The organism is Nocardia sp. NPDC049737 (genome assembly GCF_040674755.1).
Classification (GTDB): domain Bacteria; phylum Actinomycetota; class Actinomycetes; order Mycobacteriales; family Mycobacteriaceae; genus Nocardia.
On the sequence record NZ_JBFANH010000011.1, the window covers coordinates 200,557 to 225,548 of the forward strand.

A 24,992-nucleotide genomic window follows, 5' to 3' on the forward strand; every position below is an offset into this window, starting at 1 on the left:
TCACCCCTTCCTGGACTGCGATGTCCCGGGGGAGTTCGTCTGACCAGCATTGTACGGTCGTCTGGTGCCTTATATCATCTCGTCGATCAATGTGAACGGGGTCCGTGCGGCGACGGGCAAAACGGGCAAGGGGATGCTCGAGTGGCTGGCGGTCACCGAAGCCGACATCATCTGCCTGCAGGAAACCCGGGCAACCGATGAGCAGACCCGCGCCGCGCTCGCGCCCGCACTGGATGCGGGCTGGTATCTGACGCATGCGGAACCGGGAGCGAAGGGACGCGCCGGAGTCGGCATCCTGTCTCGTCGCGAACCGCGTGCCGTGCGCATCGGACTCGGGTGCTGGCAGGACCGAACCTGGCATCCCAGCGCCGAATTCGCCGGTACCGGACGCTATGTCGAGGCCGAATTCGATGAATTGACCGTGGCCAGCGTGTACGTGCATACCGGCGAGGCCGATACGCCGATGCAGGACGAAAAGTACCGCTTCCTCGACGAGATCGGCGCCCATATGCGTGCCCAGACCAGCGATTTCGTGATCTGCGGCGACTGGAATGTCGCGCATACCGAACTCGATATCAAGAACTGGAAGGGCAACCTGAAGAACTCCGGCTTCCTGCCGCAGGAGCGGGCCTGGATCGACGGCATGCTCGCCGCCGGATACGTGGACGTGGTGCGCAACCTGCATCTCGGCGTCGCGGGCCCGTACAGCTGGTGGTCCTATCGCGGCCGCGCCTATGACAACGACGCGGGCTGGCGCATCGACTACCACCTGGCACGTGGCGAGGTGGCTGGACGGGCGAAGCAGGCCGTGGTCGAGCGCGCCGCCACCTATGCCGAGCGCTGGTCCGACCACGCGCCCGTCACGGTGCAATACCGATAAGGTTCGCGATATGGCAGCGCTGGAGATCGGGATCGCATGAATATTTCCTCGAAGCGGGTTCGCGCCTTCGCCGCGCTGGGTGTGGCCCTGCTGGCCTTGGTGATCGCACTGCTCGCTTCGCGTGGTGGCGGGGACAGCAAGCCGAACGGGGCATCGGTCACCTCGACCACGCGCAGCGTCAGCGTGGCTGTTCCGGCGCGCGGCCCGGATGTCACCACCACATCCACAGTGCGAGCCCCCGGCGTGCCGGATCGCGCCTATGCGACCCTGGCCGAAATCGACGCGGGCCGCTGGCCGGATTCGGCGAACGCGTCCGGAACCAAGGGCGGTGACCGTTGGATGAACCGCGGCGGCACGCTGCCCGCCAAGGATTCGGCGGGTAAAGCCGTCACCTACCAGGAATGGGATGTGAACCCGAAGCAGCCCAACCGTTCCCGCGATGCCGAACGCATCGTCACCGGCAGCGATGGTTCGGCCTGGTACACCGGTGACCACTACGAAACCTTCACGAGGATGCGCTGATGACAGTTCCGTTATCGCAGTTCCTTGCCCGCCCCGAGGCCCGGCGGTCCACCGACGCCGCGGCTTCGGCGCCGTCCTCGGTGGTGGGTGCCCTTCCCGTCGACGCGCCGACGCTCAGCGGCGTGCGCTACGACGCACCCGTCGACTACGCGGTACGCGAACTGCGGGGGCCCAAAATGCGCACCACCGCAGGCGTTTTCGACGAATTCGCGCCCGCCTTTCAATTCCCGTACTACTTCGGCGCGAATAAGGACGCCTTCGACGAATGTCTGCGCGATCTCGACGATTTCGTCGGCCCCGCCGCCGGGTATGTTGCCGTGATCCGCGATTCGGCCGAGCTACTGATCGATGAACTGGAAGAACGCGCATGGTTCATCGAAGCCATGCGCGAGGCCGCCGAATACTGGTCCACCAAGGGCCTGGCCTTCCGGGTCGTGCTCCAAGGCGAACCATCCGACCCGGAAATCGTCCGCCTGAGCCCGTAGCGCCGAGCACAGTCGAATGCTGGCTGTCGGTCTCGCGGGGAACAACCATTCATGCCGGTCTGGCTCAGGTGAGGCGGCTGGCGAGGTCATCGGCGAGGAGTACGAAGACGTCGGTGGTGTGATCGATCAGTTCTTGGCGGGTGAGCGGGAGGTCGTTCTGTAGCCAGGCGGTGAGGGTCTGGACCAGGCCGCCGACCAGGTAGGTGGCGCGAAAGTCGATGGTGGGATCGGGATTCGGGTCGGTAATGCCGTAGAAGTCGATGCCCTCGGCGGCGACGATGCGGGCGAATACCCGCACCGTCTGGTTCGTGCGGGCGCGCAGTTCCGGCGTCGCCATGCCCGCGACCAGTGCGACGTGCGCCTTGCGCGGATCGTCGGTGAGCAGATGAATGCCTGCCGAGATCGCGGCATGCGCCTTGGCTCGGGTATCGGACGGTGCGGTCTGCAACGCACCGATGATCGCCCCGGCCAGTTCCTCCGCGATCCGATCGATGAGTGCGGCCAGCACCGCATCGCGGCTGTCGAAGCTTTCGTAGTAGTAGCGCTCATTGAGTCCAGCCTGTGCGCACAGCCCGGAGACGGTGAGCTTGGCGATGCCCTGGGTGCCGATGATCTCCAGTGCGGCATCGAGCAGTGTCGTGCGTCGCTGGGCGCGGCGTTCATCGGCGGAGACGCCGCCGTAGGCACGTTTCGTCGGGCCGCTCATCGCCACACCGGAGTCGTTTCATGATGCTTGCTCGCTCGTCGCCCGACCGGATTCACTGCGCGATGCAGGTCCGCCGGTTGCCCGACCACGCCCCCTGACGGAATCGTTCCGCGATGCAGTCCGGTTGATTGGGTGACCACCGCCCCCACGGAATCGCTTCGCGATGCACTCATACCGCGATTCTGGCATGGCTGTGGTTCCGGTCGACCGGATCGTGGTAGCCGAGCACGACAGCAATCTGGCATGGGATATTGCCAGATTATGAAATCTGGTGGATTCTGTTGTCAGATGCTGTGCATCCCGATGCCAGGGATGGCGGGGCAAACGCGCCCCACGGCACGCGCTCAACGAGGAGGCAGCGATGTCCGAGCCCGGCTACTTCGCCGAACATTCGATGGCCCGACGCGTCATGAGCAAACGCGCGGTTGGCCTCACCTACGGTCAGCGTGCCCTGGTGATCGGCGCGGTCAATCCGCTGCTCTACGTCGGAACCGCCGAGAACACCGAGCATCGGATGACCCCGTACACGCGACTCGCGTTAACCGGCAAGCTCTTCGAGGCCGTCTTCCTCGGCAGTAAGGATGAGGCGGATCGCGCGCTCGCCTTCACCACCAAGAAGCATGTGAAGGTCGTCGGCGAACTGCCCGAGGACGCGGGCCCGCACCATCCGGCGGGCACCGGCTACTCCGCATTCGACCCGCATCTGATGTACATGACCATGGCCTTCGCCTTCGACTCGGCCGAAGTAATGCACGATCTGCTGGTCCGCCCGCTCACCGACGGCGAACGTGAGGGTCTTTACCAGGACTACGTCCGCTGGGGCGAGCTGTTCGGCATGCCGCGCGAGGCCGCGCCCGGCAGCTACCCGCTGTTCCGGAAATCCTTCGACGACTACCTCGCCTCGGACGAGTTGTTCCTCACCGATGAGGCACGGTTGGTCGGTTCGTATCTGGCCGGTCAGCGCATGCCCTATCGGCAGCGCGGGCCGATCCGCCAGGTCGTCGACGCGTTCTACCTGCTGGTGCAGGGCAGTCTGCCGCCGCGCATCCGCGATATGTACGGGATGCGCTGGGGGCTTCCCGAGCAACTCGCCTTCCGAGCGCTCGCCCAGGGCGTGCGCACCGCGCATATCGCACCGCCGCTGCTGCCGCCGGTGCTGCGCGGGACGCTGGCCGGTCCGAGCGCGCCGGTCTACAGACTGTTGTCCAAGCGGGAACGCGAACTGCACAGCACCGGCCGCCCGAGCATGCCCGGTGTCGACCCCCGCAACTGGGCGGCGCGAAATTCCGCGTGACCGCGGCGTGAGTGGCGGGCCTGGAGGTGGTAGCGGAGTGTGGCCATGGAGGGACTCGTGCGCGTCGCTGGTCGAATACAGCGGCGTGAGTGGCGGGGCCTGGAGGTGGTAGCGGAGTGTGGCCATGGAGGGACTCGTGCGCGTCGCTGGTCGAATACAGCGGCGTGAGTGGCGGGCCTGGAGGTGGTAGCGGAGTGTTGCCATGGAGGGACTCGTGCGCGTCGCTGGTCGAATACAGCGGCGTGAGTGGCGGGCCTGGAGGCGGTCGCGGAGCGTAACCATGGAGGGACTCGTGCGCGTCGCTGGTCGAACACTGCGCGTGAGTGGCGGGCCTGGAGGCGGTAGCGGAGCGTAACCATGGAGGTACCCGCGCATGTCGCTGGTCGAACACTGCGGCGTGAGCGACGGGCCTGGAGGTGGTAGCGGAGCGTAGCCACGGAGGGACCCGCGCACGCCGCTGAGCGAACACCGCATGCGAAGATCGGGATATGTCCAGTCCTGCTCAGACGAACCCGGCCGCTGAACGTAAACAGCGGGTGCTGTCCGGGATCCAGCCCACCAGCGCGTCCTTCCATCTCGGCAACTACCTTGGGGCGCTGCAGTACTGGGTGACCATGCAGGACGACTACGACGCGCTCTACTTCATCCCGGATATGCACGCGATCACCGTGTCGCAGGATCCGAAGGAACTGCGCCGGCGCACCAAGGCCGCGGCCGCGCAGCTGCTCGCGCTCGGCATCGACCCCAAGCGCTCCACCCTGTTCGTGCAGAGCCAGGTGCCCGAGCATGCCGAGCTGACCTGGGTGCTCAGCTGCATCACCGGGTTCGGCGAGGCCAGCCGGATGACCCAGTTCAAGGACAAGTCGGTCAAACAGGGCGCGGAGAACGCCAGCGTCGGACTGTTCACCTATCCGGTCCTGATGGCCGCGGACATCCTGCTCTACCGTGCGCATCAGGTGCCGGTCGGCGAGGATCAGCGCCAGCATCTGGAGCTGACCCGAAATCTGGCCCAGCGCTTCAACACTCGGTTCAAGAAGACCTTCGTGGTGCCGGAGGCGCATATCGTCAAGGGCACCGCGAAGATCTACGACCTGCAGGATCCGACCTCGAAGATGAGCAAATCGGCCTCCACCGACGCCGGTCTGATCAGCCTGCTCGACGATCCGAAGATCACCGCCAAGAAGATTCGCTCCGCCGTCACCGATACCGAGCGCGAAATCCGCTACGAACCGGAAACCAAGGCGGGCGTCAGCAACCTGCTGGTGATCCTGAGTTCGCTCAGCGGCACACCGATCGTCACGCTGGAACGCGACTATGCCGGTAAGGGCTACGGCGATCTGAAATACGATGTCGCCGACGCGCTGGTCGAATTTGTCACCCCGCTGCGGGCGAAAGTGGAAGAGTATTTATCAGATCAGGGTGAACTCGACCGCATCCTCGACGCAGGTGCCGAGCGAGCGCGCGAGATTGCCGGCAACACTCTGGCGCAGGTTTACGACCGGGTGGGGTTTTTGGCTCGCTAGCTGGGGAATACCGCTAGCGACCGCTCGTCGACCAGCACCGCGCGCGGTCTCTGTTGAAGGGGCGTGACAGATGCAGGTGATCGACAACATCAAGGCGGCGCTCGAACGGCGGATCCAGTCGCGGCCATGGCTGGATCATCTGATTCGCGCGGGCGGAAATTATCAACGGCAACGCGGTGATTACTACGCGGCCGGGATCACGTATTTCACGGTGCTGTCGCTGTTTCCGATGTTGATGGTCGCCTTCGCGATCGCGGGCTCCGTGCTGTCGGGCGACCCGGAAATGCTCACCGAAGTGCGGAACAAGATCATCGAGAACATTCCGGGATCACTCGGCGGCCAACTCAATGATCTGATCGATCAGGCCGTCCGATCGCGCGGCACGGTCGGTACGCTCGGTCTGCTCGTCGGTGTCTACACCGGACTCGGCTGGATGGCGAATCTGCGGGCAGCACTGACCGAACAATGGGAACAGAAGACCCCGGAAGGCAATTGGTTCCTCAGCAAGCTCTCCGACCTCGGCGCGCTGATCGGTCTCGGTCTGGCCTTCGTGGTCTCGATCGGCCTGTCCACGCTGGCGTCGAGCACCCTCGGCGCGCGACTGCTGAAGACGTTCCGCCTGTCGGAGTTGCCCGGTGCGCGGCTGATCCTGGTCCTCATTTCGATACTGCTCGGCTTCCTCGCTTCGTGGGCGGTGTTCGTCTGGGTGATCGCACGCCTGCCCCGCGAGCCGGTCACCCTGCGAAGTGCCGCCCGAGCCGCGGCGATCGCCGCAGTGGTCTTCGAAATCTTCAAATACGTCGCATCGTTCTACCTGCAGATGGTGCTGCACAGCCCCGCGGGCGCGGTATTCGGATCGATCATCGGCCTGATGGTGTTCAGCTACACGACCTATCGCATCATCCTGTTCGCAACCGCCTGGGCCGCAACGGCATCGGAAAACGAGATCGAAGCCGAAATCCCCCCACCCGCCCCCGCCGTAATCAAGCCCCGCATGAGCCCGGCCGGTCTCTCCATGGGCACCGGCGCGGCCTACTTCGGCGTGGGTGCCCTTGCGGCGCTGGTGCTTTCGGGTTTGCGCCGCCGCTGAACCCCTCTCGGTTCCCGCGCACCAATTCGCGCGCCGCGCATGGTTTTGCCCCGCGATTTCGGGCGCGGCGTGAGAAACCGTGCGCGGGAGCACCAGGTGAATGGCTCGTCGGCGAACACCTCACGAGACGATCCCGCAGCCGCATCGCCAGTGTATTCATCGGGAACGCCGCGCGTGCTACCGCCGCCGTCTTGCGCGGGGGTCGCGGGTAAATCCTTCGGCCGCAACGACATTCGTATCAGCTCCTACCACCCACAGAGATAGGACATGCGTCCGAACACCTAACAGCAACGGCCGCATCAACGATCACCGAGCAATCTAGTTGCTCGCTGAAAGGCTGTCAGGCCATACGTATAGAGTGCCGCCCGAAACTCGTTGGTGACCGTTTGGAGGAGTTCCGATGGCGAGAACCACCCCGCCTCGGCCGGTTGATATCGCGTCGGTGTTCCCAGAGCTGGCTACGTTGGTGCGGCAGGCAGTCCGCTTGCACCCCCGTCCTGGCCAGCCGACTGTTCACGGGAGTTCCATCGGTGGTCCGCTCCTGTGGCCTGCCGACGAGCAATGGCCGGTCTGTGCGAAAGAACATGACCACGGGGAGCTTCCCGTCTCCCTTGCTGATGTCCGCCGATACCGGGCACTACTGGAAGCGGCGTGGCTTCGTCCTTGCGCGCCCGGCGAGGCGTTCCTCGATTCCGAAGAGTCGGCATACCTCGCCGAACTCGAAGCAGGCCATCCTGCTCACACCGAGCCGAATGCGCTGCTCCCAGTCGCTCAGCTCTACCTTCGCGACATACCTGGGCTAGCCGGCCCCGAAGGAACGGACCTCCTGCAAGTGCTGTGGTGCCCCATCGATCACGAAGAGGGACTTCCCGCGGCCCACCTCGTCTGGCGAGACTCCAGCACGGTCAACCAGCTGCTCACCGACCCGCCAGAGCCCGCCGATGTCGAGCACTACGGAAACTACGTTCCCGAGCCGTGCATCCTGCATCCCGAGGTCGTGTGCGAGTACCCAGCACCGCACGAGTTGCCGAAGGAACTCGCGCAGCGCCTGTACGACTGGGGGCACAGGCAATGGCCCGAGGAGGATCCGGAGGAGTTGAACCCCGGCTCCGCCTACTACCAGTACGAGCACGCCGTCGCTCCGGGGTGGAAGGTCGGCGGTTGGGGACCGTGGAGCTTCTGTGACCCGTGGCCAATGAACTGCGAAATCTGCAACGCCAAGTACCAGCCGCTGCTCACCATCAGTTCTGGAGAATGGGACGGAGGAAGTGGTAGCTGGATCCCTCTCGAAGACCGCGAGGCCCCTTCGGGCCCCATCGGGCTGCGCAAGCCGTCGGATCCACCGATGGTGACGATCGGCCGCGGCTACAACATGCAGATCTACATCTGCCCCACGTCCTTCGACCACCCGCACCTCGAAAACATGCAGTGAACTCGGCTGGAGACTTAGCCACCACTTTCGCGCAGCGCCATCAAGAGGCGAATCCGTTGACTACGCAAAAGTTCGGCGAGGATTTGACCCAGACCTAGACGACGAGCCACGAAAAGGTCGATGGGAACCTGCGGCATCACGAGCCTATGGATCTGTACAACAATGAACAGCGGCGAAAGATCGGCTCAGCGAACTCGAACGCATCTGCTGAAGAGTTGGCGCAGAAGGTCAATCTGCGGTGAAGTGGGTGCTCATCGCGAAATTGGCGATGTCAACCGGCGGGTACGAGATCGCCGCCTTCGTCCACAACCAGCGCGGATAGCGGTGTGAGTGATGGTTGACGGTGCAGTTTCAATGGAGGCCGGGTAGCGGTAGTGGTATCCCAAATGACGGCCTGAACGCGTCGTCCGTTCGAGAGGAAGAGGTAGTAGGCTGTCGATGGGCCATCGGAGTTCGTCCGATGCGGTAGTCCCTGCCAACAGATTTCGGGTAGGTCGATCTGTGCCGCCGTGTTCAGTTCGTGGATATCCGGATCCGAGTAGACGGTGATCATTCGATCCCAGTTGTCAGACCATCCGGCATCGCGTGCGATATCGCCCAGGGTAGTCGGAGCTTTGGCGGCGGCCGCCTTGCTGATCTCCGTCTTCAGGCGTGAACCAGATCCCAATGGCTCATTCCGGATATCGAAGGTGAAAAGGTTGTTCGAGCCACATACTTCCTCTGCGGATGGTGGCATCCCGCACGCGCTCATCATGGACACAACCGCCGCAGCAAGGGCAACGTATTGGATCTTCATTCCCGTCCTCATCGCTTCTGGGCGAACAATCTAAACAAACGCCAGGCCGCCTGTGGAATAGTAAGGCTGCATGGATAGCATTGCGCCTACCCTATTTTGGGAACTCTTCGATTTGAATGCTCCAGTAGGTGTCGCTTTCCATTGTCCCCGCTGCCGTTCGCGCCACGGCTTTCACCTCGGACTCTGGTGTTGCACCCCTATATGCCGCGTACCGTGGGTTGCGGTCACTGTATGCGTACACGACTTTGCCATTACTGACGAATACTTGTATGAGAGAGTCGGAGGCGAAAGGGAGACCCCACCAGTCCAATCCCTTCGTCCCGAGACGATCGTTGATACTTTCCTTGGTGGCCGACGAAAAGCTGTACATTCGGTCCCACGAACCCACCGGAATCCCGGATTCGGTAATGAGGGCCCCGAGTCGAGCTGTGCCGTGAGAGTCCCGAACACGTTCGAATGCTTCCGCCAGAGCTGGACTCTCCTGTTCGACGATGACTTTTTCGTCGGTGGACGACAGATCGCAGCCGACGGGCAGGAGCAGGATGGTCGCCAGCCCAAGTGCAGCGAGTAGACGCATACGGGGGTACAGATTACTCCGCATGAATTCCTAACTGAGCTAGATCATTTGGGTGATAGTCATTTCTCAGCCACAGGGGCGCCCGGCAAGCGGCGGCCCGGCTGGTCGTCGAAGGCTGCCGAGTTAACGGCCTCGCCGATCTTCACCTGGTTGGTCCAGTTCAGATTCATATTCTTGTCGATCAGTACTGTATTGCTCCGTCGTGGAGCGGGGCCACCCCGAGAATCGGGAGTCTCCTTGTGATGGCTGTCAATCGGCGGGTATGAGATTGCCATCCTTGTCGACAACCAGCGTGGATAGCGGCGTAAGTGGCGATATTTTACGGTACCGACTCAGCGGCGGTTGTTCGTAGCCATCCCATTCCACGGCCTGAACTGGTCTTCCGTTCGAGAGAAAGAGATAGTAGCCCACCGAAGGGTCATCCCAGTCCCTACGGTGTGGTAGTCCCTGCCAGCAGCGTTCGGGCAGGTCTGTCTGTGCATCCGAATTCAATCGATCGATCTTCTCATCTGGATAGACCTCGACCATCCGGTCCCAATTATCCGACCACCCGGCACTGCGTGTGATATCGCCAAGGGTGGTCGGAGCACCGGCGGCGGCCGCATTACGGATCTCTTCCTCGAGACGCCGACCATCTCCGAGCGGCTGATCGTTGCCGTGGAAGTTGAAGATGTTGGAGCCACATACTTCCTGGGCGGATGGCGGTACCTTCCCGAAGCACGCGCTCATCATCGGCATCACTACCGCGAGGAGGGCAAAATATCGGATCTTCATATCACTCCTCATCGCTTCCCGGGCAGCGGAAGCCCCACCCCGGATTGAATATCGGTACGAGTGACCGCCACCTGATTGCTCCAGGTTATCTGGGGCTGAGATTGCCCATCCGGCGTTTTGAGCACGACAGCATGCCCATCCTGAATAGCCTCCGAAATCTTGGTCCGCAGCTGTTCAGAACTTGCGTCAGGGTTATCGAGTGCGATCTGACGGCCAAGCTTATTGTTGTAGAGGTCCATTGCCTCGCGCGCTGGCGGATTCCCGCCTGTCTTTTCGTGCGCTGTTGTATAGGTTTGAGTCCATTCCGCACCGAATTCTTGGGTCATCCGCGCGTTCCAATACGCGTGCCGGAACGCATCACCATGACCGTCGGCAAGCACGTTCCTATGCTCTTCCAAATTAAATCCAGAGAATTGGTCCGCAGCGGCCTGCTCCGCCTCCGTCTTGATGTCATAGAACTCCTTGAGACCGAGGAGTCCATGTCTGCTCACCAGGTTTTCCAGTGCGGTGGCTTCCTCGCGCGGCATCGCCCCAGCTTTGAAGGTCGGGTCCCAGCCACGGACGATATCGAGGAGCCAGCCGCTCGGCCACACCACGGTTTCCTTGGTGGCGTCGGTTTGATAGTCGGTGAGAATCTTCGCCAGCTCGGTATCGGTGGGTACGGCGATGAGGGCCTGCCGCGCCGAAATCGGGACCTTCTCGAGCGCTCCTTGGATCGTCCCCTCTGCCATCAGATCCGCTTCCTGAATTCGGTTCAAGGCGACGCGCAGCCCTCCGGCGAGCCTGGCCTCCTCGAGCTCCTTGCTCGCGATTGCAGTCCCGGGCGACCACCAGTACTTCTTCATCCACTCCCAATTGGACTTCCTCGACTTCACTTCCCCGTCATCGGTGTAGAAAAGGTCCCATTCGGAGTCTTCTATCTCCTTGATCGCCGCGCGAATCAGGAGGATCATGCCCTCGAACACCGCTGTCGTGGAAGCGATGACCCGTGAAAGTTCCTGGTAGATATCGACGGTGGTGAGCGCATCTTTACGGTCGTCCTGGGCACGCTGGCGAGCGGATTCGCCGGACTCGCTGTTGAAGTACTCATACGAGCCGGCGAGCGCGCTGGCGGCGGCTTCGACTTCCGCTTCGATTTCCTCGGCAGCACGACTCAGTGCTACGGACAGGGCGTCGGCTGGATTGAGATTCCACGCCAGTACCTGCGAGATCGTCAGCGGTTCCGATTCACTCATCGCGGCCCTGCTTGATCGAGTTTCACGGCGCGCTGCCGGTCCAATTCCTCAAATTCGTTCGCCGCTTTCTCCGCGAGATCCCCAATCCCACTGAACCGCCCGGCGTGGAACTTCAGGACTCCATCGAGAGCTTTCAGAGTCTCCTCGGCCCGAGTCAGTGCCAGCGATTCTCTCGCTCCGGCTCGGGCCTCATCGCGGCCGGGGACGGCCACTGGGGCCTTGCCCGCAATGATGGTCGAGTGTCCGCGCACATTGTTGGCGAGTTCACGAACTCGCACAGGATCGATCTCGAACATCCCCCAACCTCAGATGACGTAATCGTGGTCGCCATACGAACCGCGGCCAGTGCCGTTGTCGCCGCGGAGATGCGTTGGGACATACGTTGGCGGCGCGGACGGCTCCGAGTTCCGGATCGAAAGTTGTTCGTCCCGAGTGTCGCCGGATCCGCTGTCCACGCGCGGGTACTCCCGCGACACCTCCGTGAACACCTGTTGAGCCTCGGCTTCGGCATTCGTATATGCCGCCCGATGCCGATCGACGATAAGCATGGCCAGTCGGCTCATTCCATGCTCCACAGCATGGGGCGCGAGCCGCAGATCCGTAATCGCCCCGCGGGCATCGGTTTCGATGTACACGCTGCCGTCCGCAGACTGGGCACGGCCGCGCACCCGCTCGGTCGCCTCATTGATCCGCTTGATCCGCGCGGCCAACTCTTCGGTGTCCTCGCTCATTTCGCCCCCAACCACCCGATCATCTCGTGCCCGCCCCGATACCGCAGGTTTCCGAAAACATATCAGGTCGTTGACAACCCGGCTCGTGCCGGAAAACCGCGGGACCACCTGTCTGATCGGCGATCACGTCCCAGTGCACTGTGGGCCACATACATCTGTGCATCCGCTAGGCGATCAGGTTGGCAATCAACAAATTTCAGCTCGGGCTGTATCGCTTCCGAGCTGCGATGGCCTGTTCCGACCCTCTCCCGCCCCACCGACTTGTCAACCGAGGCATGGCGGGGGCGCGCGGTTCGACCGGGCTGCCCTGTGGCCTGCCCGCAACTCGTGGTCGGGGGTGTGTAGCGGCTTCGTGCTCGAAGACCGAATCCACCGTCGACATCACACACCGCAAACACGCCATCATCCAAACCGTCCTCGCCGACCTCATCGACGGGGCGCTGGCACGCATCCCCTCCGGGCGTTTCGGCGCCAACTCCGCCGGTCTTTTACCGCAATCGCCCACAACCTGCTACGCGCCACCGGGATCCTCGCTGGCGGCGCCTACGACCGGCCCCGGGGATCGACACTGCGTCGCAAGCTGATCACAATTCCAGCTCGGCTGGCTCGCCCGCAACGCCGCGCGGCCCTACAGCTGCCCGGCCATCGGCCCTGGGCCAATACCTGGCTTCTCCTCTGGCACAACACAATCGGGTACCGCCCACCGCCATCGCAACCTAACTCATCCGCCGCGCCATAACCGGCCCGAACGAAACCAAAGTGGAAAAGCTGGACAGACCAGCGGCTACTTCGCACCTGAAACACACTGCTCCGCTCGCCTTCGATGCGCAGACCAACCCTAAACGCGGGTCGGTGGATTGAGGCTAACCGTGCTCCTACTCGGTAAGCAATTTCTTGAAGCGCTCATATCCGCAAACACTGCCACTGCCGCGTGACCTTTTACCATTTTCCCAAGCGGTTATTCGTTGATATCGTCGGATTCGTAGTTGATGGCCAGGTCGGATGGGCGGGGCGGCCATTCCAGTGTAGTGACCAACTGTCCCGTCCACGGATCTATTCTGAGCACCGGATACTCGGTTTGGCTCGACAGCCCATCGCGAGTCCACAGCAGAGAGGATTGGGAGTAAACTGCCGCTGGTGATGTCGCCGGTCGATCAGCGAGAAGCAAGAGCCATCCATTTCGGAGAGCAATCCTGGCACCGCCGGATTTGAAGAATACTGGCGAGAGTATTTCGGATTCCAGAATTCTTTCTGCTTCCTCGCTCGACCAATGGGTTAGTTCGTGACGGCCGGGTGATTCCTCCTTGCTGGTTCGCAAAGACAATTCTGCGTCATATCCGACGACTACTTTGAAGCCTGTGTCGAGAATGAGATCGACTTGGTTCGAGTGCCATTCGGTAGCGACGATACGGCTTTGCCTCAGCGGCAGGATAATCCATCTATCCTCGTGTTCTATGATTTCTCGCTGCATTCCTTCGCCTCCCGTCAGTGTTCCAGTGCATCATGGATATTTCCGATGCTGTCTTCGGAAGGGGTGCCGACATGGCGATATGATATTCCCTGAATTTCGGGCATATCCGATAGAAATCGAATCATCGGCGAGCCAGGCATCCATTCCTTCGCAAGTATGGCGGGCTCCGTTGGTTGATAATTTCATCTACTTGTATCGTTCGTCCGGGAACAGCAGGCTTGTATATTTGACCGGTGATCGGGTCAGTCGAACCCAAATGGTTTCCCTTGCTGTCGTACGCTTCTTGTGCTTTCGGGGTTGCGCCGTCGCTGAGCGCGGTCGCTGACAGCGAAGTGTTGTGAGTCGCCGACCGGTGTTCCAGGTTGTGTGGGCCTTGTCGAGTGGGTCGTGGCTCCTGTGGGTCCCATTCCTCACAATATGCCGGAGGTCTTCAATTCCTCTATTCGTTGCCATATTTCATCGTCCGATGGAAAGTAGACATCCAGATCGTCCCGTAGCATCAGCCGATCAACCACTGCGCGGAGGCGAATAACCGCCGTCGGATTCGCGGTCCAATCGCTTCGAGGGATCTTCAACGCTGACACCAAGAGGTCGCCGGGATAATAGTCACCTTCAGCCAACGGGTTCCGCTCCAGCACATCGAGTACTCGCGGCAGGAGAGCGGACGTTCCTTCATGCTGCCCCAACATGATGCGAAGATCTTCGGCAGTGAAGGAGCCAATCGGTTTCCGACGCAATGTGTGCACCGTCTTCATCAGCCGCGTTGCATTGGACGGCGGGTCCGGCCAGACGACGCCGTCTACTTGCTCTAAGGTTTGGTTCGAAATATCGTCGTTCACGCTTTCCCTGGTTCTGATAGGCAATACGCATTACCTCGGCACGAACTGCTCACTGTAGTCGAGCAGGCGGCTGGCCTCTGAGAGCTCTTGCTCTACCAGCGGACGTTCCGCGTCGGACAAGCCAGGCCAGCTCAATCTGCGTTTGAGCTGGCCGATTCGTTTGATGAGGCCGTTTTGAGCGTCCTTGACCTCATTGACGTGATCCCATGGCGTTCCATCCGACTTTTCCGCCACAACTTCGCCGTTGAGTTCACGCCGAGCCGCATCGAGATCCCTGTCGGTCAGATGTTCCTTAATGCGATCTGTCGGTGTGGACTGCCCTGCCTTGTCCGCCTCCCCGAGATCATTTGCGTCGTCGATCAGGGCCTTCATACCGATGATGGCGGCGAGGCCGGCGATAGCTTTGTCGAGGTCAATAGTTGGCAGTGCGTGGAAGGCGTCGATGGTGCCGACGGCACCGGCCGCGAGGCTGGTGAGGCCGATGATTCGGACCATTTGGCTGGCGCGGTAAGAGGTTTGGATCGCGTTGATGGTGAGGGCAACGTCGGCGTCGATGGCCGCGGCTGCGGCGACGGCGGAGGAGCCGAGGCTGAACAGGAACGCGACCCCGGCGGTGATGGCGATCAGGCTGATGGACAGTTCCAGTGCGTTGATCGCGCTGGCGTTGTCGTTGCCCAGGGCGATGGTCGCGTCGTGATAGTCGCCGACAGGTGCGGCCATCTTCTGAGAGGCGGTAGCGACGGTGTCGGCGCCGGTCTTCAGGGTGGTGAAGTGGTCTTGGAGTAGTTGCCGGTTGGTGGCGTCGTCCATGCCGTCGAACAATGCTGAGATGGCGGAGATGCGGGCGGGCGCGCCGGTGATGGTGCCGTGGGTGGCGAAGGTGTTCCAGGTGGTGTGGGCTTTGTCGAGTTTGGTGTGATCGCCGTTGGGGAGTTTTCCGAAGGCGGCGAGGACTTTGGCGACGAGTTTGTCCAAGAACTCCTTCAGGCCCCCGTGGCCGGTGAAGCCGATCCCATTGTCGCCCACCGATGACGGGATGCTGACCTTGTACTGGTCGACCTGGCTGATGTCGGGTTGTGTTGGGGCGGGGTTGCTTTTGTTGGCGGTGCCGTAGTTGTAGCCCATGGCATACAGGACGGCGCCGTAGTTGGTGAGGGCGTTGGCCAGGCTGGAGCAGGCCTGCATGGTCTGCCGGGCGGCTTTGTCGTAGGCCTCACCCCACTGTTGGCAGCCGGGGGCGTCCCCGGCCATCCCGACGCATTCGCCTTTGACCGCGTCATGGACGGGTTTGTCGGCTTTGCGGAGGTCGTCGGCGAGGTCGTGGCATTTCTTGGCGGCGTCGTAGTAGGTTTGCCAGTCGACGATCACGGCTGTCCCGACTGCAGCATGCGGCGGTTGACGTCGATGGCGCGGGTGTAGCGGCCGTGCGCTTTCTGCGCGGCATCGCTTACGGTTGCGACGCCTTCGGTGAATTCTCTTGCGGCCGCGAGCCATTGGCTGTGGGCGTCGGCATAAGCGCTGGCTGCTGCAGATTCCCAGCTGCCCCTGTGCAAGGCGGCGACTTTGTGGTCGAGTTCGTCGAGGTGATCGTGCAGGAACCCGGCCAGGCCGTTGAGGCGTGACACGATCTGGTCGAGTTGGTGGAGGTCGACACTGAATTGGGAGCTCATGGCAGATCCAGGCTGGAGATACCGGAGGCGTTGCCGGTGTCGGTGTTCTTGTAGTTGGCCGCGGTGATGCCCAGCTTCTCGGCGAGGGAAGTCAAGGCTTGCATGAGTTGTGTTCCACCGTCACGGGTTTCGGTCCACCCTGTGGAGAACTCGTCGGCCGCGTCGCCGGTCCAGTCGGATGTGAGTAGGGTCTCGACCTCGCGGGCGGCGGAATCGAGGGCCTGTTTCATGGTGTCGGCGATGTTGTAGACGTACTGGCCGATCGGCTGCATATCATCAGGCACAACAGACAGATTCTGGTTGGAAAGCCCCCCGCTAGCGCTCATCACCCGACCATAACGGCGCTCTGCCTCAGGCGTCCATACGGTTGTCGGCTACGCCTATTGCTCTGCAGCCATCTCCCCATGTCGATCGGCCTCGACCACATCGACCCCACTGAAAAAGAGCCGGTGCCTGGGTCCGCTCGTGCCATCGCCAGTCAGTGGGTAGGCGGCAGAGTAAAGCCAGGCCGGGACTGTCAGCGGGCGAACTTGCCACAGGGTAGTCGCGGCGGTGAACGCTGACTAAGCGGCCGAGGTGAACCCGAGTGCTGGGCCGGAGCGTCCTTCGAATCACGAACGCTGACATGGTTGTTCGGGAGGAAGGCGATTTCGATGCAGTTCGAGTGGGCACCGCTGTGGCTGCTCTTGAACCACTTCGTGTCCGAGTGGTTCGCCATGTGCTGCCCCTCTGAGGTCAGCGGTCGAACTCTCCGCGGGTTGTCGCGGCGGTGAATGCTGACCATTCGGTTGGGGTGAACACGAGTGCGGGGCCGGATGGGTTCTTCGAATCACGGACGCCGACAAGGGTGTTCGGGAGGAAGGCGACCTCGACGCAGTTTTCGGCGGCGCCGCTGTGCCTACTCTTGAACCATGCGGCACCGGCCAAATCGCTGTTCACGCATACTCCTTCGCCATCTGCCTCAACAGAGCCCGGCTGGCAGCGGCATCCATCGCGCTTCGCCGAAGACTCTCGTACGTATGATCGTATCGCTGAACCGTGGTTGATTTTGCGAGATACAAGCCACCCGTGAAATTTTCTGTGTACACCACGGGTGGCTCGATCGGCTGCCCATCTTTATCCGTGCCGAACCCCAGGATGACGAACGGCCCAACCGCGACTCCAACGGGGAACCCAGCGCTGAACGGCAGGATCTGCAATTTCACGTTGGGGCGGGTGCTCATGTCGGCTAGGTGCCTCATCTGAGTCGCCATGACATTCGACCCGCCAACCATTCCCCGGAGAACCGACTCTCGAAGAATTACGTCGAGCGATGCCGGAAGATACTTGCGGGTGATTCTGGTTTGCCGTCGCATTCGCAATCTCACCCTGCGTGCATGCTCGTCGGCGTCGTCGTCAGGAAAGCCCGATCGGATGAGCACGCTCGCATACGCTGGCGTTTGCAGTAACCCTGGTACGAGTTCAGGCTCGTAGGTCGTCAGCCGCTGTGCCGATGCCTCCAGGCCGACATAGAAGTCGAAGTTCCTCGGCAGCAGGTCGGCGTACTCATACCACCAGCCCAGCTCGTTACCTTGTACCGCAAGCGCTTTCATTGCCGCAGTGTGGTCGGCATCGAACTCGTAGATCGTGCACAGCGCCTCGATATCGATCTCGCGCAGTTCGGCCACCTGCCCCTTCTCCATGCGGTGGAGCGTGCTGCCACTGCGTTGTATCAGCCTGGCCGCCTCGTGGAGCGTGAGCCCGCGTTCCTGCCTCCCATTGCGCAGATACTTCCCCAACTGACGCCGTGCCAGGCTTGGTCCGTCCTCCGACATGCCTGCCTCCCTTCAGGTTTCACTGTTCGGATCAGGAGATCACGCTGCGATCCAGTCGGCGGCAACATGACGGAATTCCATGCGATCAAGGTATAACCCCAGGACAAGTTGCATCCGGTGGCATATTCGTGGGTCTAGGTCAACACCAGCGCGTCCCGATCCTTGGGAATGTGGGGCCCGTCATGCACCTGGGGAGCTGCACACGGCTGTGGGGAACGCTCGGGCAGACCCTGGCGGGACCGGTCCGAACCCGCAGGATCGAAACCAATCGAGAACGTTTTGCGTCCCAACGGAACCGATTGACCGTTTCACGCGTCCAGTACAGTAAGCGGACGAACAGGGAGGGATAGCCGATGGAAGTGGGACAATCGGCCGCAAATGCGCTGTATCAGAAGGCCACTGGGGGAACATTTCGGATGGAGGCCGACGCAGCACGGCGGTGCGCCGAGGTCTATACCAGGCTGGTCGAGACCACACTGGAACCACAGATCAAGGCTTCGCGGGATTTGCACCGGATGGAAGGCTTTGGTGGATTCGAGTCCGCTCAGGAGCTGCAAAACGGGTTTTCCGGCAAGGCAAAGAAGATGACGGAAGCGCTCGAAGGGATGAGGGAAGCGGCGTTCAAGATGGCTGCGGCCTACCTACGAGCCGGACAACTGGTGGAGGAAGCCGACACCATGTACGCGCAGTCGATCGCCACAGTCACCTCGGAGGCATAGTCGTCATGAGGCGAATCCGGAATATCTTGCTGGCCCTACTGGTGATAGTGATCGCGCCGGTTGCGACGAGCTGTTCATCCGGCAGCGACAACCCGCACCACCCGGCCGGCTCAGATCAGGCCACGTCATCCACTGCAACTCAGTCGGCTAGGCCGACACTGACCAGCCCGAAACTTCAGCCGCCGTCGCAGGACAACAAGTACACCGCCAGCACCGGACGTCCAAAAATCGTCTTTGACCCGTGCACATGGATCAGCGACGAGACCATCCAAAAGGCCGGATTCGACGGGACCTCACGCGAGCGCGGCAAAGATCTCATTGCCGAGTACAGCTTCCTTGTCTGCCACTTCTCTTCTCAAATGCGTGACCTGAGCGTTCTGTCCGGAAACGCGACCTGGGAAGAAGATCTCAGGAAGGTCGGCTCCTACAGCGAGCCGATCACCGTGAACGGCCGTGAAGCTCTCCTCGTCCACGATCCCGACACCCATCGCGGCTGTCAGGTCGATCTGCGTACAAAGGTGGGGTTCGTGCAGATAGCGGTCGATCTGACGACGCGCGCCCCCCAAACCCTCAACCCCTGCGACGGCATCACCGACATCGCCTCCACCATCGAACCGGAAATCGGTAAGGACAACTGACGATGACCGGCCTCGACATCAACAGTGTCCCCTCAGCCCTCGGTGCATTCGATTCGAGCCGCAAGCCCGACACCACTCAGCCGAGCACGCTTGCGCGCGGTCAGCAGCAGGGTGCGGAGCAGTACGGTACGAAACTTTCCGCTGATGGCCAGGATCCGGCGTACATCACTCGGATGGAGCAGTTCGAGGGCATCACGCATGAGGAGATCTATACCCATGCGCAGCAGATGAGTCCGGGCATCATGCATCATCAGGCCGATACCTGGATCAGCATCGCCACCGCGCTGAGCGGTGGACTGTTCGGCGCGAATCTTGCGATTCAGAAGGCGTTGGCGTCGGGTATCGAGGGCGCCATGGCCGATGCGGCTCTTGCTGCGGCGCAGACGTTTTATCGGCAGGCCAGTGATGTCGAGCAGGTGATCAATGCCTGCGGGCATCGGGTAAAGGGTGTGGCGTCGGCCGCCGAAGTGGTGAAGATGACGGTGCCGCCACCGTCCGCGGCGCAGGGGAGTAGGGGTTCGGCGACCTCGCTGGACCCCGCGCAGGTCATTATTTCCGCGGTCGGCGCGGGCCTGGTCGGAGACGGTGACAGCCAGGAGGTCGCTTATCAGCGTGGTACTGAGGCGCTGTATCGCACGGCGATCGACACCATGAACAACAACTACAAACCGTCCTATGGTCCTGCCGGGTCCGGAGTTCCGACATTCGTGCCGGTCACGTCGCCGGGCGGGGGCAACGAGGGCGTTAGCGGGCCGGGCGGAAGTAGCGGCGGCAATGGCGGCACCACCGGATCGGGCACCGGAAACACCGGCGGTAGCAACGGCGAGTCGAACGGATCGGGGAAATCGGGGAGCGATCAGGGCACGGTGAGCCCCACGGGCCTCGACTCGAATTCCACTACCGGACAACAGACGCAGTCCCCGACGACGGCCGCGAGCACCACCGCCACCTCGCCCGCAGCGACTACCGGCATCCCTGGCACCCAAGCGGTGACACCGGGACAGTCCGGCCTTTTCGGCACCTCTGGGCCGGGCGGCGCATCCGGACTCGGCAGCAGCACCACACCTAGCCCAGGCCGCAGCGTCGCCGGCATGCCGACGACCGGAAATGCCAGCGCGGCAACGGTTTCCACTGCCGCGAAAAGCGCGACAAGCACCGGACGCAACGGCATGTCGGGCATGTCGTCACCCGGCGCGGGGCGCAAATCGGGTGAAGACGAGTCGAGCCGCAAGGTCCCCGACTACCTGATCGGCCAGTACGAAGAACTGATCGGCCCGGACGATCCCGCGGCGCCCCCGTCGATCGGCGCCGACGCGCCCTCGGCGCAACCGGCCCACCCGAGCAGGGGGGACGGGCGCGGGTGAAGTTCGAGTTCGCGCCCGATGAGTTCATGCACATCTGGCGCGAGACGCGGTCGGATCGATACCCCTTTCCCTTGCGGCTGATCGCCTCGGTGCGCTGGGAGGACGAATTCGAGCAGCTCACCCGCGAATTGGACCGCCGCCTGCCGCTGCATGCCAACCCGGATCTTTCCGCCGCCTTGCGAGTGGCAGCCGATCCGCGAATCGCATTGACGCTCATCGGAACTCGGCGCCGCCCGCTTCGTGCGTTCGGCGCGATCGACGCCGATGTCGGCGTCACCCTGGTGCAACGGCCGGGCCCAACCCCCGAATTCGGCGGCAACGTCGTGCTCGAGGTCGGCACCGCCGCGATCGTGCCCGCCGTGTTCACGGCGGTGCTCGGCGATGTGCCGTCCGGACGCCATCCGGCCGTCGTCGAGGATGTCCAATGCCTGGTCGATAATCTCGAGTCCTGGACCGGTCTGAAAGAGACGCCGTCCGACCAGATATACCGCCTGCTGCGCGCCCCACGCTCCGGTTCCGGAACCGTGGAAATCCTTCGCGGCCTCCGCGACTCACATCCCGCCCCACCCGAATACCTGAACTGGTTCGACATCGACGGGGACGGCCGCTACCGCTACCGCCACCAGTACAACGAATTCCACATCGCCCCCTACGACCAGTCCACGATCCGCCGCGAAATCACCCGCATGGCGCAGCCGATCCCCTGATCCGCCGCTCGAGGAGCCCCGCGTTTCGACTGCCGGATGGTCGGATGCAGGGCGGGCAATCCAGATGGTCGTCGACCCACTGCGACCCTCGGCCGACGATCCCCATATCGACGATCTCGGCATATCCAGTGCTGCGAAGTCTCGCGCTCGGCGGTGACCTTCTCGCGGCGCGCACGGATTCTCGCGGCGCGCATGAATTCGCGGGCGAAAACGTGCGCGGCGCGTGAATGGGTGCGCGGGAACAGTGGGAGTGTGACGCGGAAGGTGCTGGCGATGACGTGTTCGAAAGGGGCTCACATCACAGAGTTTTGGATCCGGTAGCATCCACACGGACGGTGTCGAGTGCACCCCCAGGTGCCTAGGCGGTGTCTTCCGAATCGCGGGTCCAGCGTTCCGGCCACAGACGTGGCTGGGGTTTCTCAGGCAGTTGGCACCCGTGTCGCGATGTCTGCCGAACTACGAATGGCGTCGAGTAGCCGGTGCATGTGGACCCCGTCATCGAATGTCGGGACCGTAGTAGCGCCGGTTCGGATGTCCTGTGCCAATGCCACATACAGTCTCGCGACATTGCCGACTTCGGTGCCGAGCGTCATTCCCGCCAGCGGGTCCTCGCCCTGCAGCGGCTGCCAGGAGCCCGCACCGCGGGAACCTTGCAGGCGCAGTTCGCTTAACGAAATGCCGCCCGCCCCGTTGGCGCCGGAGACGATCGCCAGATCCCCTGCGGTGCCCGAGATCTCTATCCGAGTGTGACCGTTGGTCACCTTGGAATCGTGGATGTGAGCCGACACCACGACTCCGTCTGCGGTTACGGCGTCGAACAGCAGATGGTTCGGCGTGGTGACAGCGATTGCCGTGCCGGTTTCCTGGATCAGGGCATGCGGGTGGCGGATGGCGAGCCGTGCCGACAGGTCGGTGAAATCGCCGATCAGGTACTCGACCGCGTCGAGCGTGTGGCCGCCGACAATCTCCACGATTCCCGCACCATTGCGCTGGTCGAGAGTGTAGGCCGCCCAAGCCGGTACCTGCGTGCCCGCACCCAGGTGACGTGCGGAGTACACGGTTGCCGAAACAACGTTGCCCACATAACCTTCCGCGAGCAACTGGCGGGCACGGGCGATCGCCGGCGAGTATCGGGTCTGCAGGCCGACCACGTGGTGGATGCCCGCGTCCGAGGCGAGCTCGGCCAACGATTCGGCCTCAGCGGTGTTCAGTGCGAGCGGCCACTCGCAATAGACATGTTTGCCCGCCGCCAGCGCCATGCGGATCAGCTCCGCATGCGCGGGCACCTTCACCGTGATCGCCACCAGATCGACCTCGGGATCCTCCGCAAGTTGGCGTGGATCGGTGAAGGCGTGCCTCGCGCCGAATATCCGCAACGCCCGCTGCGCACTCTCCGCACGGCTCGTGCCGACAGCGGTGATACGGAAGTCCTCGAGCGCCTGAAGTGCGGGAACATGTGCGCGCACGTGCCCAGCCGCGGTCGGGACTGGCGCCGACGATACCCACCCGAATAGGGTCCATGATCACTCCTGAGATAAGCGGACCTGTCGAGTCCGTTTATAGCTAACCGGACTCGCTGAGTCCAGTTGTTAAGCTGGTGGACGTGATCAGTGCCGTGGACCGACTACTCGCCGACGAGTCTGGCCAGGCACCCCGTGCGGATGCTCGGCGCAACCTCGAGCGCTTGGTCGCAGCGGCGCGGTCGGCACTGGCCGAGATCGGGGTTGAGGTCACCGCTCAGGAGATCGCTCAGCGTGCCGGAGTCGGCAAGGGCACCTTCTATCGGCGGATTCCCTCGCGGGAGACGCTGCTGCAGGTCGTCCTGGAGGAAGTGCTGGACGAGATGATCTTCAGCGCCGATCGCGCGATCGCCGACCCTGATCCATGGCGCGGGTTCACCGACTTCGCCTCCGTGTATGTGCAACTGCGCACCGAAAGCTGCGGCGCCAACGAGGCGCTGGGCGGCGCCGGTTTCCCGGGTTTGGATCGATTGCTGGCCGAAATACGTGCACGGATCAGGCGTTTGGTCGAAGCCGCGCAGAGCACGGGCGAGATGCGACGGGATATCGCCTGGCAGGACGTAGCTTTTCTGCTCGCGGGAGTCTCGACCGACTCACACACCATCGGGCTTCAGGCCGACAGCGGTCAGTGGCGCCGCAACCTGCAGATCGTCCTCGACGGACTCAGGGACCGCAACCGCTCCTAGCGTTTCTCTCGAATACTCCGTCTCGACTGGCGGATCATGTCTCGCATAAGTGACCCTGACTTCTCCATCGGTACTGTCGCGGCCGACAACGGCGCCGGTGCGCTCGCGCACGTCCGGGCGCTGTACCTCGCGTGGCGATGTGCAGGACGACGGGGTCCGGCCTCAGCGCTGTTGTCGCTGGCGGCGGGCGCCGAGCAGCAGTGCGAGGGCCAGGATGACGCCACCCGCCAAAAGTAGCGTGCGGGTACCCGTGTGGTTGTCGGGTTCATCGGCGGGCTGTGCCTCGTGGTCGGTGTCTTTCGGTGGTGGGGAGGCGAGTCCCGCAGCGACTTTCGTGGATGCGGACTTGGTTTCGGGGAGCTTGCCGACGGTGGCGCTCTTCGGCAGGGCGAAACCGTAGTCGAGCAGGCGCGCGGCCTGTTCCCACGGACGCAGCGGCAGCACATCGGCTTTCAACAGCGTCACGACGAGTCGGCGGCCATCGCGCTGGGCCGCGGCGACGAAGGTCTGTCTGGCATCGTCGGTGTAACCGGTCTTGCCGCCGAGCGCACCGTCGTAGTCGTAGAGCAGGTGGTTGTCGTTTGCGACGGGGAAACCCGGATGGTCTTTGTCGTCAGGGTTTTTCGGGTCCTTGGGGTAGCCGGGAAAGTCGACTTGTTCGGTGTGGATGAGTTCGGCGAACAAGGGAATCGTCATGGCCTCGCGGAACAACACCGACAGGTCGTAGGCCGAGGTGCTCATGCCGGGACCGTCCAGGCCGGACGGGCTGGCGGTGCGAGTATCCAAGGCGTACAACGACTTTGCCAGCTCGTTCATCTTCTGCACGGCACCGGCCTCGCCGCCGAGTTGGGCGGCGATGGCATGCGCGGCATCGTTGCCCGACGCCATGATCAGCGCCTGCATGAGCTGTCGGTTGGTGTAGCGGCCACCGGGACCGATGCCGACACGGGTGCCATCGGCGTTCGCGTCCTCTTGTGTCCCGGTGACGGTCTTGTTCAGGTCGAGGTTGCGCAGTGCGACGGTCGCGAGCAGCACCTTGATCGTGCTGGCGGGCCGGTAGCGCCCGTGCGGGTCCTTGGCGGCGAGCACCTCACCGGTATCGAGATCCGATACCTGCCAGGCCGTGGCCGAAATGTCCTGCGGCACTGGTGGTGCGCCGCGCGGGATGACGACGCCGCATTCCCCCAGGCGTGAGCCGCCGACCGGCGGAATCGGTACGGCCAGCGCGGTCGGCGTCGGCTGTCCGGGTTCGGGGACCTCGGATTCGTCGATCGGATTGGGCGGCTTCGTCTTCTGCGGGCAGCTGTCGGTATTCGGGGTGCTGAACGGCGTCGTCGTCGCGGTAGTCGGCGTTGCCTGCGAAACGGTCGCGGCAGGGCCCCAGGTCACGGCTGTTACGGCCAGTGCAGAACCGAGGCAGAGTGCGACGAGGAGGCGAAGGTCCCGGGTGCTCATCGGCTGCGAGCCTACTGACCGGCCGCGTTGTGGGCGGGGAAGAGGCACGGATGGATCTAGTATT

General features: G+C 62.8%; 30 protein-coding genes and 1 pseudogene. 13 read left to right on the top strand and 18 right to left on the bottom strand.

Features of this window, described 5'->3' with window-relative positions; translation table 11 throughout:
* Positions 1–64 precede the first annotated feature (64 nt).
* Genes AB0J47_RS17260 through AB0J47_RS17270 form a run of 3 tightly spaced genes read left to right on the top strand, consistent with a single transcriptional unit; the run spans position 65 to position 1,887 of the window.
* On the top strand, positions 65–880 hold the full coding sequence (locus AB0J47_RS17260; protein WP_364346413.1) for an exodeoxyribonuclease III: 816 nt from the start codon (positions 65–67) through the stop codon (positions 878–880).
* A 36-nt stretch (positions 881–916) separates the two neighbouring features.
* Positions 917–1,402 carry a ribonuclease domain-containing protein gene (locus AB0J47_RS17265; RefSeq protein WP_364346416.1) on the top strand — a complete coding sequence of 162 codons (486 nt, stop codon included), beginning with the start codon at positions 917–919 and terminating at the stop codon, positions 1,400–1,402.
* Positions 1,402–1,887, top strand: a complete 486-nt coding sequence (locus AB0J47_RS17270) for a barstar family protein (RefSeq protein WP_364346418.1) — start codon at positions 1,402–1,404, stop codon at positions 1,885–1,887. Before AB0J47_RS17265 ends, AB0J47_RS17270 begins: the two co-directional genes overlap by 1 nt.
* A gap of 64 nt (positions 1,888–1,951) precedes the next feature.
* On the opposite strand, the gene AB0J47_RS17275 is transcribed toward AB0J47_RS17270, so the two are convergent.
* Positions 1,952–2,593 carry a TetR/AcrR family transcriptional regulator gene (locus AB0J47_RS17275; protein ID WP_364346420.1) on the bottom strand — a complete coding sequence of 214 codons (642 nt, stop codon included), beginning with the start codon at positions 2,591–2,593 and terminating at the stop codon, positions 1,952–1,954.
* A 361-nt stretch (positions 2,594–2,954) separates the two neighbouring features.
* Here AB0J47_RS17275 and AB0J47_RS17280 point away from each other — a divergent pair, with 361 nt between their 5' ends.
* The 4 genes from AB0J47_RS17280 (at position 2,955) to AB0J47_RS17295 (ending at position 7,932) form a co-directional block, all read left to right on the top strand.
* Positions 2,955–3,887, top strand: coding sequence for an oxygenase MpaB family protein (locus AB0J47_RS17280; protein ID WP_364346422.1), 933 nt, complete (start codon positions 2,955–2,957; stop codon positions 3,885–3,887).
* A 488-nt stretch (positions 3,888–4,375) separates the two neighbouring features.
* Entirely contained in the window at positions 4,376–5,410 is a 1,035-nt protein-coding gene (gene trpS / locus AB0J47_RS17285) for a tryptophan--tRNA ligase (RefSeq protein WP_364346424.1), read from the top strand.
* 70 nt (positions 5,411–5,480) lie between these two features.
* A complete protein-coding gene (gene yhjD / locus AB0J47_RS17290) occupies positions 5,481–6,500 on the top strand; it encodes an inner membrane protein YhjD (protein WP_364346426.1) in 1,020 nt (339 codons plus the stop codon).
* 832 nt (positions 6,501–7,332) lie between these two features.
* Positions 7,333–7,932 (top strand): hypothetical protein, encoded by a 600-nt coding sequence (locus tag AB0J47_RS17295; RefSeq protein ID WP_364346428.1) that lies wholly within the window; start codon positions 7,333–7,335, stop codon positions 7,930–7,932.
* Between the two features lie 271 nt (positions 7,933–8,203).
* Here AB0J47_RS17295 and AB0J47_RS17300 read toward each other — a convergent pair whose 3' ends face one another.
* From AB0J47_RS17300 to AB0J47_RS17325, 6 genes are all read right to left on the bottom strand, one after another.
* Positions 8,204–8,728 carry a hypothetical protein gene (locus AB0J47_RS17300; protein WP_364346430.1) on the bottom strand — a complete coding sequence of 175 codons (525 nt, stop codon included), beginning with the start codon at positions 8,726–8,728 and terminating at the stop codon, positions 8,204–8,206.
* A 91-nt stretch (positions 8,729–8,819) separates the two neighbouring features.
* The gene (locus AB0J47_RS17305; protein ID WP_364346432.1) at positions 8,820–9,305 is read right to left on the bottom strand and encodes a hypothetical protein; all 486 of its coding nucleotides are present in this window, start codon (positions 9,303–9,305) and stop codon (positions 8,820–8,822) included.
* A gap of 249 nt (positions 9,306–9,554) precedes the next feature.
* Positions 9,555–10,079, bottom strand: a complete 525-nt coding sequence (locus AB0J47_RS17310) for a hypothetical protein (protein ID WP_364346434.1) — start codon at positions 10,077–10,079, stop codon at positions 9,555–9,557.
* Between the two features lie 8 nt (positions 10,080–10,087).
* Positions 10,088–11,314 carry a hypothetical protein gene (locus tag AB0J47_RS17315; protein ID WP_364346436.1) on the bottom strand — a complete coding sequence of 409 codons (1,227 nt, stop codon included), beginning with the start codon at positions 11,312–11,314 and terminating at the stop codon, positions 10,088–10,090.
* A complete protein-coding gene (locus AB0J47_RS17320; RefSeq protein ID WP_364346438.1) occupies positions 11,311–11,610 on the bottom strand; it encodes a hypothetical protein in 300 nt (99 codons plus the stop codon). The genes AB0J47_RS17315 and AB0J47_RS17320 overlap by 4 nt, the downstream gene beginning before the upstream one ends.
* A 9-nt stretch (positions 11,611–11,619) precedes the next feature.
* On the bottom strand, positions 11,620–12,045 hold the full coding sequence (locus tag AB0J47_RS17325; protein WP_364346440.1) for a YbaB/EbfC family nucleoid-associated protein: 426 nt from the start codon (positions 12,043–12,045) through the stop codon (positions 11,620–11,622).
* A 371-nt stretch (positions 12,046–12,416) separates the two neighbouring features.
* Between AB0J47_RS17325 and AB0J47_RS17330 the strand changes: the two are divergent.
* Positions 12,417–12,784 (top strand): annotated as a pseudogene (locus AB0J47_RS17330) (IS1380 family transposase); the annotation flags it as partial.
* A gap of 219 nt (positions 12,785–13,003) precedes the next feature.
* Here the strand turns inward: AB0J47_RS17330 and AB0J47_RS17335 are convergent.
* The 9 genes from AB0J47_RS17335 to AB0J47_RS17375 all read right to left on the bottom strand — a co-directional run bounded on the left by AB0J47_RS17335 (position 13,004) and on the right by AB0J47_RS17375 (position 17,839).
* Positions 13,004–13,516 carry a hypothetical protein gene (locus AB0J47_RS17335; protein ID WP_364346442.1) on the bottom strand — a complete coding sequence of 171 codons (513 nt, stop codon included), beginning with the start codon at positions 13,514–13,516 and terminating at the stop codon, positions 13,004–13,006.
* 121 nt (positions 13,517–13,637) lie between these two features.
* Complete coding sequence (locus tag AB0J47_RS17340; RefSeq protein WP_364346545.1) at positions 13,638–13,877, bottom strand: colicin E3/pyocin S6 family cytotoxin; 240 nt, start codon at positions 13,875–13,877, stop codon at positions 13,638–13,640.
* A 49-nt stretch (positions 13,878–13,926) separates the two neighbouring features.
* Positions 13,927–14,355: a contact-dependent growth inhibition system immunity protein gene (locus AB0J47_RS17345; protein WP_364346444.1), complete on the bottom strand. Its 429-nt coding sequence runs from the start codon at positions 14,353–14,355 to the stop codon at positions 13,927–13,929.
* A gap of 30 nt (positions 14,356–14,385) precedes the next feature.
* Positions 14,386–15,723 (bottom strand): polymorphic toxin type 28 domain-containing protein, encoded by a 1,338-nt coding sequence (locus AB0J47_RS17350; protein WP_364346446.1) that lies wholly within the window; start codon positions 15,721–15,723, stop codon positions 14,386–14,388.
* On the bottom strand, positions 15,720–16,025 hold the full coding sequence (locus AB0J47_RS17355) for a WXG100 family type VII secretion target (RefSeq protein WP_364346448.1): 306 nt from the start codon (positions 16,023–16,025) through the stop codon (positions 15,720–15,722). The genes AB0J47_RS17350 and AB0J47_RS17355 overlap by 4 nt, the downstream gene beginning before the upstream one ends.
* Positions 16,022–16,351 carry a WXG100 family type VII secretion target gene (locus tag AB0J47_RS17360; protein ID WP_364346450.1) on the bottom strand — a complete coding sequence of 110 codons (330 nt, stop codon included), beginning with the start codon at positions 16,349–16,351 and terminating at the stop codon, positions 16,022–16,024. The genes AB0J47_RS17355 and AB0J47_RS17360 overlap by 4 nt, the downstream gene beginning before the upstream one ends.
* Positions 16,352–16,542: 191 nt before the next feature.
* Positions 16,543–16,809 (bottom strand): DUF397 domain-containing protein, encoded by a 267-nt coding sequence (locus AB0J47_RS17365; RefSeq protein ID WP_364346453.1) that lies wholly within the window; start codon positions 16,807–16,809, stop codon positions 16,543–16,545.
* The gene (locus AB0J47_RS17370; RefSeq protein WP_364346455.1) at positions 16,761–16,964 is read right to left on the bottom strand and encodes a DUF397 domain-containing protein; all 204 of its coding nucleotides are present in this window, start codon (positions 16,962–16,964) and stop codon (positions 16,761–16,763) included. The genes AB0J47_RS17365 and AB0J47_RS17370 overlap by 49 nt, the downstream gene beginning before the upstream one ends.
* Positions 16,961–17,839 (bottom strand): helix-turn-helix transcriptional regulator, encoded by an 879-nt coding sequence (locus AB0J47_RS17375; RefSeq protein ID WP_364346457.1) that lies wholly within the window; start codon positions 17,837–17,839, stop codon positions 16,961–16,963. Before AB0J47_RS17375 ends, AB0J47_RS17370 begins: the two co-directional genes overlap by 4 nt.
* Before the next feature lie 353 nt (positions 17,840–18,192).
* On the opposite strand from AB0J47_RS17375, the gene AB0J47_RS17380 reads away from it, so the two are divergent.
* From AB0J47_RS17380 to AB0J47_RS17395, 4 genes are read left to right on the top strand one after another with little or no spacing between them, the layout of a single operon-like run.
* On the top strand, positions 18,193–18,558 hold the full coding sequence (locus tag AB0J47_RS17380; protein WP_364346459.1) for a hypothetical protein: 366 nt from the start codon (positions 18,193–18,195) through the stop codon (positions 18,556–18,558).
* Positions 18,559–18,563: 5 nt separating this feature from the next.
* A complete protein-coding gene (locus AB0J47_RS17385; protein ID WP_364346461.1) occupies positions 18,564–19,196 on the top strand; it encodes a DUF3558 domain-containing protein in 633 nt (210 codons plus the stop codon).
* Between the two features lie 2 nt (positions 19,197–19,198).
* Entirely contained in the window at positions 19,199–20,560 is a 1,362-nt protein-coding gene (locus tag AB0J47_RS17390; RefSeq protein WP_364346463.1) for a hypothetical protein, read from the top strand.
* Entirely contained in the window at positions 20,557–21,267 is a 711-nt protein-coding gene (locus AB0J47_RS17395) for an ESX secretion-associated protein EspG (RefSeq protein ID WP_364346465.1), read from the top strand. The genes AB0J47_RS17390 and AB0J47_RS17395 overlap by 4 nt, the downstream gene beginning before the upstream one ends.
* A gap of 419 nt (positions 21,268–21,686) precedes the next feature.
* Here the strand turns inward: AB0J47_RS17395 and AB0J47_RS17400 are convergent, their stop codons facing one another.
* Positions 21,687–22,733: a Gfo/Idh/MocA family oxidoreductase gene (locus AB0J47_RS17400; RefSeq protein ID WP_364346467.1), complete on the bottom strand. Its 1,047-nt coding sequence runs from the start codon at positions 22,731–22,733 to the stop codon at positions 21,687–21,689.
* 137 nt (positions 22,734–22,870) lie between these two features.
* Between AB0J47_RS17400 and AB0J47_RS17405 the strand changes: the two genes are divergently transcribed.
* Positions 22,871–23,473 (top strand): TetR/AcrR family transcriptional regulator, encoded by a 603-nt coding sequence (locus AB0J47_RS17405; RefSeq protein WP_364346469.1) that lies wholly within the window; start codon positions 22,871–22,873, stop codon positions 23,471–23,473.
* 162 nt (positions 23,474–23,635) lie between these two features.
* On the opposite strand, the gene AB0J47_RS17410 is transcribed toward AB0J47_RS17405, so the two are convergent.
* Positions 23,636–24,928, bottom strand: coding sequence for a D-alanyl-D-alanine carboxypeptidase family protein (locus AB0J47_RS17410; RefSeq protein ID WP_364346471.1), 1,293 nt, complete (start codon positions 24,926–24,928; stop codon positions 23,636–23,638).
* Between the last annotated feature and the right edge of the window lie 64 nt (positions 24,929–24,992).